Source organism: Mycobacterium sp., assembly GCF_044342925.1.
Classification (GTDB): domain Bacteria; phylum Actinomycetota; class Actinomycetes; order Mycobacteriales; family Mycobacteriaceae; genus Mycobacterium.
Genome location: NZ_JBIIOV010000105.1, coordinates 1 through 12,164, shown reverse-complemented (window position 1 = coordinate 12,164; position 12,164 = coordinate 1). Strand labels below are relative to the sequence as shown.

Below are 12,164 nucleotides of genomic sequence, written 5' to 3'. Positions count from 1 at the left end.
CGTATTGGAGCGGTGGTGATCGATCACCAGAACGTCGCGGCCGACGATCAGTTCGGCCAGCTCACCCAGCCGATTCGGACTCGGAGTGTCGACGGTGACGACCAGATCGGCGTCGCGGCGCAGTTCAGCCGGCGGCACCACCAGTCCGCACCCGGGCAGCTCGCTCAGCGACTCGGGCAGCCGGTCGGCGGCGGAGAAACTGACCTGCACGCGGGCGCCGGCACGAAGCAGAACGAGACCGAGCCCGAGCGCGGCGCCGACGGTATCGGCGTCGGGCTGCACATGGCACAGCAACACCACGGAACGGGCGGCTGCGAGCACCTCGGCGGCACCGGCGGCATGGATACGCCTACCGGTGACCTCAGTCGTCGGCTCGATCGCCGTCATCAGACCTCTCGTCCGTTTCAGGCTCTACTTCTAACACACGGTAGGGCTGCGCGTCGCCTGCTGGCGTGGCGCCGGCACGGATCCTCGCCACGTCGGCGTCCGCGGCACGAGCCTGCGCCAGCAACTCCTCCATCCGGTGGGCCGCATCGGGAACGGTGTCGCGGACGAATGCCAAGGTCGGCGTGAACTTCACCCCCGTCCGGGCCCCGACCATGCTGCGCAGGACGCCTTTCGCACTCTCCAAGGCCGCAGCCACACCGGCGTAATCGGGCTCCTCATCGAGCGAGCGGCCGATCACCGTGTAATACAGCGTGGCGTCGTGCAGGTCACCGGTCACCGAGGCGTCGGTGATCGTCACCCCGGCCAGCCGCGGATCCTTGATCTCGTACTCGATGGCCGAGGCGACGATGGTCGAGATCCGCTTGGCCAGCCGCTTCGCCCGTGCGGGGTCAGCCATGATGATCGTCCATCAGGGCTAGACCCGCTCTTTCTCGACCAGCTCGTAGGTCTCGATGACGTCGCCCTCTTTGATGTCGGAGTAGGTCAGGGTCAAACCGCACTCGAAGCCCTCCCGGACCTCGGTGGCGTCGTCCTTCTCACGCTTGAGCGAGGAGATGGTGAGGTTCTCCGCGACCACCACGTTGTCGCGCAGCAACCGGGCCTTGGCGTTGCGGCGCATGATGCCCGATTGCACCAGGCAGCCCGCGATGTTGCCGACCTTGGAGGACCGGAAGATCGCCCGGATCTCGGCGCGGCCGAGCTCCTTCTCCTCGTAGACAGGCTTGAGCATGCCCTTGAGAGCGCTCTCGATCTCATCGATGGCCTGGTAGATCACCGAGTAGTACCGGATCTCGACGCCTTCGCGGTTGGCCAGTTCGGTGGCCTTGCCCTCGGCGCGCACGTTGAAGCCGATGATGATCGCATCGGAAGCCGACGCCAGGTTGACGTTGGTCTCGGTGATGCCACCGACACCGCGGTCGATGACCCGCAGCTCCACCTCGTCGTCGACCTGGATGCCCAGCAGTGCCTCTTCGAGCGCCTCCACGGTGCCGGAGTTGTCGCCCTTGAGGATCAGGTTGAGCTGGCTGGTTTCCTTCAGCGCCGACTCCAGGTCCTCCAGGCTGATCCGCTTACGGGCCTTGGCGGCCAGCGCGTTGCGCTTGCGCGCGCTGCGCCGGTCGGCGATCTGGCGGGCGATGCGGTCCTCGTCGACGACCAGGAAGTTGTCACCGGCTCCCGGTACCGACGTGAAGCCGATGACCTGCACCGGCCGCGACGGGTACGCCTCGGTGACGTCCTCGCCGTGCTCGTCGACCATGCGCCGGACCCGACCGTAGGCGTCGCCGGCCACCACCGAGTCGCCGACCCGCAGCGTTCCGCGCTGGATCAGCACGGTGGCCACCGGACCGCGACCGCGGTCCAGGTGCGCCTCGATGGCCACACCCTGGGCCTCCATGTCGGGATTGGCCCGCAGGTCCAGCGCGGCGTCGGCGGTCAGCAGGACCGCCTCCTCCAGCGCCTGGATGTTGACGCCGTTCTTCGCCGAGATGTCGACGAACATGGTCTCGCCGCCGAAGTCCTCGGCGACCAGTCCGTACTCGGTGAGCTGCGCGCGGATCTTCTGCGGATCAGCGCCTTCCTTGTCGATCTTGTTGACCGCCACCACGATCGGCACATCGGCGGCCTGGGCGTGGTTGATGGCCTCCACCGTCTGCGGCATCACGCCGTCGTCGGCGGCCACCACCAGGATGGCGATGTCGGTGGCCTTCGCGCCACGGGCACGCATGGCGGTGAACGCCTCGTGGCCCGGGGTGTCGATGAAGGTGATCAGGCGCTCGTTGCCGTCATGGTTGACGGCGACCTGGTAGGCGCCGATGTGCTGGGTGATGCCACCGGCCTCACCCTCGCGGACCGATGCCTGCCGGATGGTGTCCAGCAGACGGGTCTTGCCGTGGTCGACGTGACCCATCACGGTGACCACCGGCGGACGATGCTCGAGGTCGTCCTCGCCGCCCTCGTTCTCGCCGTAGGTCAGATCGAAGGACTCCAGCAGTTCGCGGTCCTCGTCTTCCGGTGACACCACCTGGACGACGTAGTTCATCTCGCCGCCCAGCAGTTCGAGGGTCTCGTCACCCACCGACTGGGTGGCGGTCACCATCTCGCCGAGGTTGAACAGGGCCTGTACCAGCGCGGCCGGGTTGGCGTCGATCTTCTCGGCGAAGTCGGACAGCGACGCGCCGCGGGCCAGCCGGATGACTTCGCCGTTGCCGTGCGGAAGGCGCACGCCACCGACGACCGGTGCCTGCATGTTCTCGTACTCGGCGCGTTTCGCCCGCTTCGACTTGCGACCGCGACGCGGGGCGCCGCCGGGACGGCCGAACGCACCGGCCGCGCCACCGCGCTGACCGGGACGGCCTCCGCCGCCTCCACCGGGTCCACCGCCGCCTCCACCGGGTCCACCGCCGCCGGGACGGCCGCGGAAACCACCGGCACCCGCCGGGGCTCCGCCACCGGCGCCGCCGGGAGCGCCGGCGCGGTAGTTACCGCCACCACCGCCGGGCCGGGCACCCTGACCGGGACCGCCGGGACGGCCGCCACCGCCGGGGCGCGGAGCGCCGGGCCGACCAGGCGCACCGGGACGGGCGCCGGGAGGACGCGGGGGCATGTTGCCGGGGCTGGCGCCACCGGGACGCGGGGCGCCGCCCGGACGCGGCGGCATGCCGCCGGGGCCGGGCCGGGGCCCACCGGGACCAGCCGGGCCCTGTGGCCTCGGCATCGCCGGACGCTCGACGGGCTGAGCTGAGGAGAACGGGTTGTTGCCGACCCGGGGCGATCGGGGCAATCCGGGCTTGGGAGCCGCCGGGCCGGGACGCGGACCCGCAGCGGGGGGCTGTGCCGGTGCCGGGGCGGGGGCAGGGGCGGCGGCCACGGTGGGTGCCGCCGGAGCGGCGGGCACGGCCGGGGCCGGCGGAGCGGGGGGAGCCGACGGTGCCGGCGCGGCCGGCTTGGGAGCGGGTGGTGCGGGGGCGACCACTCCGCCGTCAGCCGCCGCCTTGGCGGCGGCCGGCGCTTCGGGGGCCTTCGCGGGCGCTTTCGCGCCGCCGAAGGACTCGCGCAACCGCCGCGCCACCGGCGCTTCGACTGTGGACGATGCCGATTTGACGAACTCGCCCTGTTCACTCAGGCGAGCGAGAACTTCCTTGCTCGTGACACCGAGTTCCTTAGCCAACTCGTGTACGCGGGCCTTACCTGCCACTACTTCTCCATCTCGTAGAGGCGACAGCGGTGGGTAGGCCGCGCCTCGGGTTTAGCTATGACGCATGGTCATCGGGACTTCACGGTGTGCTCATGTTCTTCGCTACCTGTTCTCTCCCGGGTGGTGCGAGCCCTTGAAAATGCTCGACCACCGCGGCTGTGTCCGGTGTACCGGTGATCCGGAGCGCTCGACCGAAGGCCCGCCGCCGGATCGCTGCCGTCAGGCAACGGTCGTCGGGGTGCAGCCAGGCTCCCCGGCCCGGGTTGCAGCCTTGTATGTCAACGGCGACGGCGGATCGGCCGTCCACCGTCGACACGGCCACCACTCGGAGCAGATCGACGGCCAACTCTCGCTTGCGGCAACCGATGCATGTTCGCACCGGAGAGGTGCGTGCGTCAGCGGCCGAAGTCTCGCGCTGGATCACAGGTCAGTCTACGTCACCGCAGCGGCGTGAAGAACCAGTCTGGAGTCAGGCCTGCCGACCGGAATGCTCCGCGGCCCCTGCGGTGTTTCCCGGCCCCGTCTCGGGGGCGGCGGCGTCGCTGCGGATGTCGATCCGCCAGCCGGTGAGCCGGGCTGCCAACCGGGCGTTCTGACCTTCTTTGCCGATCGCCAGCGAAAGCTGGAAGTCGGGAACGACGACGCGGGCCGCGCGCGTGGTGGCGTCGATCACCTGCACCGACACCACCTTGGACGGCGACAGCGCGTTGGCCACGAAGCGGGCCGGGTCCTCGTCGAAGTCGATGATGTCGATCTTCTCGCCGGACAGTTCGCTCATGACGTTGCGCACCCGCTGGCCCATCGGCCCGATGCAGGCCCCCTTCGCATTAAGACCAGTGTTGAGACCGCCGGGCTTCGCCCGCACCGCAATCTTGGATCGGTGCCCCGCCTCCCGGGCGACCGCCACGATCTCCACCGACCCCTCGGCGATCTCGGGGACCTCCAGCGAGAACAGCTTGCGCACCAGGTTCGGGTGGGTGCGGGACAGTTCGATGCGCGGTTCGCGCGTGCCGCGGGTGACCCCGACGACATAGCAGCGCAGCCGGTCGCCGTGTCCGTAGGACTCCCCCGGGACCTGCTCCGCGGGACGGATCATGCCTTCCGACCCCTTGGTCTCGCTGCCGAGCCGGACCACCACGTTGCCGCGGGCGTTCTCGCGGGCGTCTCGCTGCACCACCCCGGCGACGATGTCGCCTTCCCGGGCGGAGAATTCGCCGTACACCCGCTCGTTCTCGGCGTCGCGGAAACGCTGCAGCATCACCTGGCGGGCGGTGGTGGCGGCGACCCGGCCGAAGCCCTCGGGAGTGTCGTCCCATTCGCTGATGAGGTTGCCGTCGGCATCGGTCTCGCGGGCGAGCACCTGCACCGCGCCGCTCTTGCGGTCGATCTCGATGCGGGCGTCGGGCTGATGCCCGTCGGTATGGCGGTAGGCGGTCAGCAGCGCCGATTTGATCGTGTCGAGCAGTTCGTCGACCGAGATGCCCCGGTCGACCTCGATCGCGTGCAGTGCGGCCATGTCGATGTTCATGCCCCGGCCTCCGTGGGTGTCAGACGAGCAACGCCGGCCAATTCGAGTTCCCTGGCGGGGGGTGCGGAGAACTCCACCTGGACAACGGCTTTGCGGATTTCGTTCAGTGGCAGGCGGCGAACCTTCCAGTCCCCGCTGGATCGGACCACCAGGTCCACCGCGCCGGCGCCGGTCTCCCCGACCCGGCCGGTGACGGTATCCCCGTCGGCCAGCGACACCTCGATGCGGCGTCCCCGGGCCCGGCGGAAGTGCCTCTCGGCAGTGAGCGGGCGGTCCACCCCGCGAGAGCTGACTTCAAGCACGTAGGAGTCCCATCCGGCGTCGGCGGCATCGAGCGCCGCGGACGCGGATCGGGACAGCTCCGAGACGGTCTCGAGGTCGATCGGGGTGTCGCCGTCAGCGACCACAGTGATCCGCGGCGGCCGGGAGCGCGTGTCGACGGCCACGTCGTCGACCTCGTAGCCGCAGCGCGCGAACTCGTCGGCGAGTAGCTCGATCACCTGCTCCCGCGTGGGCAAGCCCGGCGAAGAACCCGGGGTCCGCTCCGTCACGGCGAGCTCCTCAATCTTGAATTGTTCCGACCGGCCACCAACGATACGCCAGCAACGGCAAGGGGAATGGCAGGATGTTGGCGTGCTCGACCCCGACCCATTCCCCTCGCGCGTGCTCGACCCCGACCCATTCCCCTCGCGCGTGCTCAGCCGACGCCGCGTCCTCGTCGGCAGCGGACGTGGCCTGCTCGCGCTGGCTCTCGTCGGTCCGACGGTGGCGTGCGGGCGGTCCGAACCCCCGGCTCCCGATCCGCTGGAGGCCGAACTCGCCGCCGCCCGGCGGGATAGCGAGATGGCCACGGCGGCGGCCAAGGCCGCCAAGCCGGCGGTCGCCGCGGCACTGAGCGAGGTGGCCGCCGAACGCGCCCGGCATGCCACCGCTCTGGTGGAGGAACTGGCACGCGCGGCGGGCAAGCCGACCCCGACCGAGACTCCGGAGACGACGTCGGCGACCCCGGCGCCCGCGCAGCAGCCAGCTCTGCCACCACCGAGGCTCCGCGACGTCATCGATGCACTGCGGAAATCGGCGGACAGCGCGGCCAAGCTGGTACCGACCCTGTCCGGCTACCGCGCCGGGCTGATGGGGTCGATCGCCGCGGCCTGCACGACGTCGTTCACTGTCGGGCTGCCCCCGGACACCCCGGACGCGCCGCCGGAGCCGGCGCAAGACAAGCCGACCGAGAGGAAGCCGCGGTGACCTCCCCCGCTTCGCCGTCGACGACGGCTGAACCGACGCCCGATCCGGACCGGCCCGCAGAGCCGGGGCCGGGCGCGCTGTTCGACGCGATCGCCGCCGAACATGCGGCGATCTACGGCTATGGCCTGGTGTCGCCGCATGTGATGCCCGAGGACAACAAACTGGTCTCCCGGTCGCTGGCCGAGCACCGCGAGCGGCGTGAGGCCGCGGTCACGATGATGAACGAGCGGTCGATCAAGGCACCGCTACCGGCGGTGGGCTATCAGCTCCCGATGGTCGTCGACTCCCCTTCCAGCGCAGCCAAATTGGCCGTGCGGATGGAGGGCGACTGCGCGGTGGCCTGGCGTGCGGTGCTCGAGCAGACCGACCTCGAGCAGGATCGCGCTTTCGGCGGTACCGCTCTCACCCAGTGCGCGGTGCTGGCCGCGCGGTGGCGCAGGGTGCTGGGCGCCTGGCCGGTGACCGAGGCGTTCCCCGGCGGTAGCGAGTAGCCGGCGGGTTCAGTCCGCCGGGGTTCAGTCCTCTGGGGTTCAGTCCTCTGGGGCCAGTGCCGCCGCGATCTGGGCGGCCGCATCGGCGACCGCGATCTCCTGAGTCTGCCCGGTGAAACGGTTGCGCAGTTCGGCTTTGCCCTCGGCCCAACCGCGGCCCAGCACGACGATCCAGGGCACACCGAGCAGTTCGGCGTCTTTGAACTTGACTCCCGGTGAGGATGTCCGGTCGTCGAGCAGCACGTCGAAGCCTTGGACATCGAGCTCCGCGGCCAGGGCCTGGGCACCGGCACGGGCTTCGGGGTCTTTGTTCGCGATCACCAGGTGAACATCGAACGGCGACACCGACGCCGGCCAGCGCAGGCCGAGCTCGTCGTGGTGCTGCTCGGCGATCACCGCCACCAGCCGCGACACCCCGATGCCGTAGGAGCCCATGGTCAACCGCACCGGCTTGCCATCCTCGCCGAGCACGTCGACGGTGAACGCGTCGGTGTACTTGCGGCCCAGCTGGAAGATGTGACCGATCTCGATGCCGCGGGCGCTGACCAGCGGTCCGGCGCCATCCGGGGCGGGATCGCCGTCGCGGACCTCGGCCGCCTCGATCGTGCCGTTCGGGGTGAAGTCGCGTCCGGCCACCAGGCCGACGACGTGCTTGCCGGTCTCGTCGGCGCCGGTGATCCACGAGGTTCCAGTGCCCACCCGCGGGTCAACGAGATAACGAACACCGTTGTCCAGCAGGGCTTTCGGGCCGATATACCCCTTCTTCAGGAACGGATACTTCGCGAAGTCGGCGTCGTCGAGCATCGCGTACTCGGCGGGGTCGAGCGCGGCGCCGAGGCGCTTGTCGTCGACATCGCGGTCGCCGGGAATCCCGATCGCAAGCAATTCCCAATCACCGCCGGGCGCACGGACTTTCAGCATGACGTTCTTGAGGGTGTCCGCGGCAGTGACGGAACGGCCCAGTGTCGCATTGGCCCAGTCGACCAGGGTGGCGATGGTCGGGGTGTCGCCGGTCTCGTGCACGACGGCGTCAGGCAGCCCGTCGGTCGACAGCGGATCGGGCGCCGCGGTGGTAACGGCCTCGACGTTGGCGGCGTATCCCGACTCCAGGCACCGCACGAAGGTGTCCTCGCCGACTTCGCTTTCCGCGAGGAACTCCTCCGAAGCGCTACCGCCCATGGCACCGGACACCGCCGAGACGATCACATAGCGAATCGCCATGCGGGAGAACATCTTCTGATACGCGTCGCGGTGAGCCAGGTAGACCTCGCGCAGGCCGGCGTCGGTGGTGTCGAAGGAATAGGAGTCCTTCATGACGAACTCGCGTCCGCGCAGGATGCCGGCCCGCGGACGGGCCTCGTCGCGGTATTTCGCCTGGATTTGGAACAGCAGCACCGGAAAGTCTTTGTAGGAGCTGTACTCCCCCTTGACGGTCAGAGTGAACAGTTCCTCGTGGGTGGGGCCCAGCAGGTAGTCATTCATCCGGCGGTCTTTGAGCCGGAACACCCCGTCGCCGTATTCGGTCCAGCGGTTGGTGGTCTCGTACGGTGCCCGGGGCAGCAGCGCGGGGAACAGGATCTCCTGGCCGCCGATGGCCACCATCTCCTCCCGCACGATGGCTTCGATCCGCCGCAGCACCCGTAGACCCAGCGGCAGCCAGCTGTAGAGGCCCGGCCCGATCGGCCGGACGTAGCCCGCCCGGATCAGCAGCTTATGGCTGGGGACTTCGGCGTCGGCCGGGTCGTCGCGCAGAGTGCGCAGGAACAGCTCGGACATGCGGGTGATCACAGCGAGTCAGCATAGTTCGACGCCGATGCCGAGCGCGCGAGGAGGAGAAGTCGCAGAGCGGTCTTCACAGCAGGACGGTCTTCACACTGGGACCGTCTTCACAATTCGCCGGCCTCGACCGCCTCACGGGTGTGCTGGGCGGCGGCGATCTGCTTAGCGGTGTATCCGATGAAAAGGGCACTGGCGCCAACCAGAACGGCGACGGCGGCGATCCACAGCAGCGAATAGGTGTAGCCGGCGTCAAGGGCGTCGAGTTGGGCGGGCGTCATGTCGGCGACCGGGCCGGTGGTTCCGCCCAGATACAGCGTGCGGGATATCTGCACGGCCTGGATGATCACCAGCACCATGGGGCCGCCGAGATTCTGGGCCATCAGGGTGATGGCGCTGATCGGACCGATCTCGCGCGGCCCGACATTGGCCAGTGCGCACAGCGGCAGAACCACCGAGATGACGCCGATGCCGAAGCCGCCGATGAGGATCGGCAGCAGCAGGTCCGGGAAGTACGGGATGGTCCGGGTCAGGGTGGACCCGAAGATCATCGCGCCCAGCACGAAGATGCCGCCGCCGATGATCAGCCAGCGCGGCGCGATGTAGGGCGCCAGTTGGGCGGTGCACACGTTTCCGAGACCCAGTGCGAGCGCGAACGGAATGAACCCGATTCCGGCGTGCAGCGCGGAGTAGCCCAGGACGTCCTGGACGTAAAGCCCGATCATCACCGTGAGCGTCAGCAGCACCCCGCCGGCCAGAAACAGCGACACGAACGTCGCCACCCGGTTGCGGTCCCGGAACAGCCACAGCGGAACCAGGGGGTGATCGGCCTTACGTTCGACCATGAAGAAGGCCAGGAACAGCAGAACCGCGGCCGCCCCCGCCGCGATCACCCAGGGGTCGGACCAACCGCGCGCCGGACCCTGGGTGAACACCATGACCCCCGCGCCGCACCCCAGCGTGGCCAGCAGCGCCCCGGAGATGTCGAGCTTGAGTCGTTCGTGCCGGGTCTCCTCCAGTCGCGTCAGGGCGATCCACACGATGAAGATGCCGATCGGCAAGTTCATCAGGAATGTTAGGCGCCAGGAGATCACCGTGAGTGCGCCGCCAACCACCAGACCCAGCACCGACCCGAGGCCCTGCATGGCCGCCGAGATCGCCATGGCCTGGTTTCGGGCGTGCCCGACGGCGTAGGTGGTGGCGATCAGTGCCAGCCCGGTCGGCGCGGCCACCGCCGCGCCCATGCCCTGCACCGCCCGCGCGGCGATCAGCAGCGGGCCGTCGGTGGCCAGGCCGCACGCCATGGAGGCGATGGTGAAGACCCCGACACCGGAGATGAACGCCCGCTTGTGGCCGATCGCGTCGCCGACCCGGCCGCCCAGCAACAGCAGGCCACCGAAGGTGAGCACGTACGCGGTGATCACCCAGCTCTTTGCCGCCTCGGATAAATCGAGGTCAGCCTGCATCCGAGGGAGGGCGACGATCACGATGGTGCCGTCCAGCGTGGCCATCAGCTGCATGCCGGTGATCGCGACGATCGCGATGCCCAGCACGCTGGCGGCAAGGGTTCTGGGCGGCGGTTCGGGAATGCTCGCGCCAGCCATGGGTAGCCACCCTACCTAGCCGACGAGCCGGATTCCCGACTCCTCCTCGGGCCCGGGGGCCCGCATCGTCGTCGGGCTCAAGCCAGACCGCCCGCTAGATGTCCCCGGAGTCGATCGCTTCCTTGACCTCCTGGGCATGCGCGACCTGCTTGGCCGTGTAGCCGATGAACAGCGCCACGACACCGACGACGACCGCCACGCCGGCCACCCACAGCAGACCGTAGGTGTAGCCCTGGTCCAACGCATGCAACTGCTCGGGGTCCATCCGCTTCACCGGTCCGGTGGTTCCGCCGAGGTACAGCGTCCGGGAGGTGATGACGGCCTGGACGATGGCCAGCACCACGGGGCCGCCCAGGCTCTGCAGCATCAGGGCGATAGCCGAGACGGGGCCTATCTGGTCGGAACCCACCCCGGCGATGGCCGAGACGGTCAGCGGAACCACGATCATGCCGATGCCCAGGCCGCCGACCACGATGGCGATGACCAGGTTCGGGAAGTACGGGATGCCGGCATCCAGGGTGGAGCCGTACAGCATGGCGCCGAGCACGAACACGCCGCCGGCGATGACCAGCAGCCGGGGCGGCAAGACCGACACCAGCTGCGAGGAGATAGCCAGGCCTACTCCGAGGGCGACGACGAACGGGATGAAGCCGAGGCCTGCGCGCAGGGCGGTGTAGCCCAGGATGTCCTGCACGTACAGGCCGATCAGCACAGTCAGGGTGAACATCACCCCGCCGGCCAGGAAGATCGCGGCGAAGGTGGCGAACCGATTGCGATCACGGAACAGGGCGAACGGGACGACGGGGTTCACCGCGGTGCGCTCCACGGCCACGAAGGCCACGAAGGCGAGCACGGCGGCCAGGCCGGCGCCCAGCGTGGAGGGAGCCATCCAGCCCTTCTCCGGACCCTGGGTGAACCCGAAGACCGCGGCGGTGCAGGCGACCGTAGCGAGCAGCGCGCCGGCGGCGTCAAGCTTCAGCCGCTCGCGGTGGGTCTCTCGCAGCGTGGTGCGGGCCAGATAGATCACCAGCAGGCCGATCGGGACGTTGACCAGGAATGCCAGCCGCCAAGACCACTCGGTGAGGGCACCGCCGACGACCAGACCCATCACCGAACCGACGCCGGTCATGGCGGCGAACACCGCGGTGGCCGCGTTACGGGCCGGGCCCTTCGCGAACGTGGTGGCCACCAACGCCAGGCCGGTCGGCGAGGCGATCGCCGCCCCAACGCCCTGCAGCAGCCGCGCGATGACGAGAGTCGTCTGGTCCCAAGCGATTCCGCACAGCACCGAGGCGATGACGAACAGCGTCACACCGACGATGAAGGTGCGCTTGCGGCCGATGGTGTCGCCCAGCCGCCCGCCCAGCAGCATCAGGCCACCGAAGGTCAGCACGTAGGCGGTGATCACCCAGCTGCGCCCGGCGTCGGACAGGCCGAGTTCATCCTGGATCCTGGGCAGCGCCACGATCGCGATGGTGCTGTCCATGGTGGCCAGCAGCTGCATGCCGCCGATGGCGAACACCGCGGCGAGAAACCGCTTGGAGGGCAGCCACGCCGGGGTGCGCGGGTTCTTGGGAACCACCGGGCCGCGGTCTACCGAGGCGGGCAACTGCGCCGAGCGGTCGCTGGAGGCGTTCCGATGGCCGTTCCGATTGGCGAAACCGCGGGTCACCCGTCTGAAGGGTGCGGTGCGCTCAGCATCGTTGAGAGCCGTCATAGCGGCCTACCTTACCCCAATATTAAGAAGACTTTAAAGTCTCGATAGCGTCTCGAATCCGGCCACCGGCCCGACGACGATGATCGCCGGCGGCCGAATCCCCTCCTCACGGATGCGTTCGGGCACGTCAGCCAGGGTGGCGCGGAGGATCCGCTCG

General features: G+C 69.3%; 12 protein-coding genes. 2 read left to right on the top strand and 10 right to left on the bottom strand.

Features of this window, described 5'->3' with window-relative positions; all coding sequences use genetic code 11:
• The 6 genes from ADBZ6I_RS11855 to rimP form a co-directional block, all read right to left on the bottom strand.
• Positions 1–387: DHH family phosphoesterase (locus tag ADBZ6I_RS11855; protein WP_526384028.1), on the bottom strand; the 387-nt coding region annotated here is incomplete at its 3' end.
• A complete protein-coding gene (rbfA, locus tag ADBZ6I_RS11850) occupies positions 362–844 on the bottom strand; it encodes a 30S ribosome-binding factor RbfA (protein ID WP_526384026.1) in 483 nt (160 codons plus the stop codon). The genes ADBZ6I_RS11855 and rbfA, both read right to left, overlap by 26 nt.
• Before the next feature lie 18 nt (positions 845–862).
• Positions 863–3,643 (bottom strand): translation initiation factor IF-2, encoded by a 2,781-nt coding sequence (gene infB / locus ADBZ6I_RS11845; protein ID WP_526384024.1) that lies wholly within the window; start codon positions 3,641–3,643, stop codon positions 863–865.
• Between the two features lie 79 nt (positions 3,644–3,722).
• Positions 3,723–3,959: a DUF448 domain-containing protein gene (locus ADBZ6I_RS11840; RefSeq protein ID WP_526384032.1), complete on the bottom strand. Its 237-nt coding sequence runs from the start codon at positions 3,957–3,959 to the stop codon at positions 3,723–3,725.
• A gap of 153 nt (positions 3,960–4,112) precedes the next feature.
• On the bottom strand, positions 4,113–5,171 hold the full coding sequence (gene nusA / locus ADBZ6I_RS11835) for a transcription termination factor NusA (protein WP_526384022.1): 1,059 nt from the start codon (positions 5,169–5,171) through the stop codon (positions 4,113–4,115).
• Positions 5,168–5,722 (bottom strand): ribosome maturation factor RimP, encoded by a 555-nt coding sequence (gene rimP, locus ADBZ6I_RS11830; protein WP_526384020.1) that lies wholly within the window; start codon positions 5,720–5,722, stop codon positions 5,168–5,170. The genes nusA and rimP overlap by 4 nt, the downstream gene beginning before the upstream one ends.
• 82 nt (positions 5,723–5,804) lie before the next feature.
• Here rimP and ADBZ6I_RS11825 point away from each other — a divergent pair, with 82 nt between their 5' ends.
• Together ADBZ6I_RS11825 and ADBZ6I_RS11820 are read left to right on the top strand one after the other, a co-directional pair.
• Complete coding sequence (locus ADBZ6I_RS11825; RefSeq protein ID WP_526384018.1) at positions 5,805–6,419, top strand: hypothetical protein; 615 nt, start codon at positions 5,805–5,807, stop codon at positions 6,417–6,419.
• The gene (locus ADBZ6I_RS11820; protein ID WP_526384016.1) at positions 6,416–6,910 is read left to right on the top strand and encodes a ferritin-like domain-containing protein; all 495 of its coding nucleotides are present in this window, start codon (positions 6,416–6,418) and stop codon (positions 6,908–6,910) included. Before ADBZ6I_RS11825 ends, ADBZ6I_RS11820 begins: the two co-directional genes overlap by 4 nt.
• Before the next feature lie 39 nt (positions 6,911–6,949).
• Here ADBZ6I_RS11820 and ADBZ6I_RS11815 read toward each other — a convergent pair whose 3' ends face one another.
• The 4 genes from ADBZ6I_RS11815 to ADBZ6I_RS11800 form a co-directional block, all read right to left on the bottom strand.
• Positions 6,950–8,698 carry a proline--tRNA ligase gene (locus ADBZ6I_RS11815; RefSeq protein ID WP_526384014.1) on the bottom strand — a complete coding sequence of 583 codons (1,749 nt, stop codon included), beginning with the start codon at positions 8,696–8,698 and terminating at the stop codon, positions 6,950–6,952.
• A gap of 98 nt (positions 8,699–8,796) precedes the next feature.
• On the bottom strand, positions 8,797–10,290 hold the full coding sequence (locus ADBZ6I_RS11810; protein ID WP_526384012.1) for an MFS transporter: 1,494 nt from the start codon (positions 10,288–10,290) through the stop codon (positions 8,797–8,799).
• Between the two features lie 94 nt (positions 10,291–10,384).
• Complete coding sequence (locus tag ADBZ6I_RS11805; RefSeq protein WP_526384010.1) at positions 10,385–12,007, bottom strand: MFS transporter; 1,623 nt, start codon at positions 12,005–12,007, stop codon at positions 10,385–10,387.
• 33 nt (positions 12,008–12,040) lie between these two features.
• Positions 12,041–12,164 (bottom strand): hypothetical protein (locus ADBZ6I_RS11800; RefSeq protein WP_526384030.1); only part of this gene is annotated, 124 nt, incomplete at its 5' end.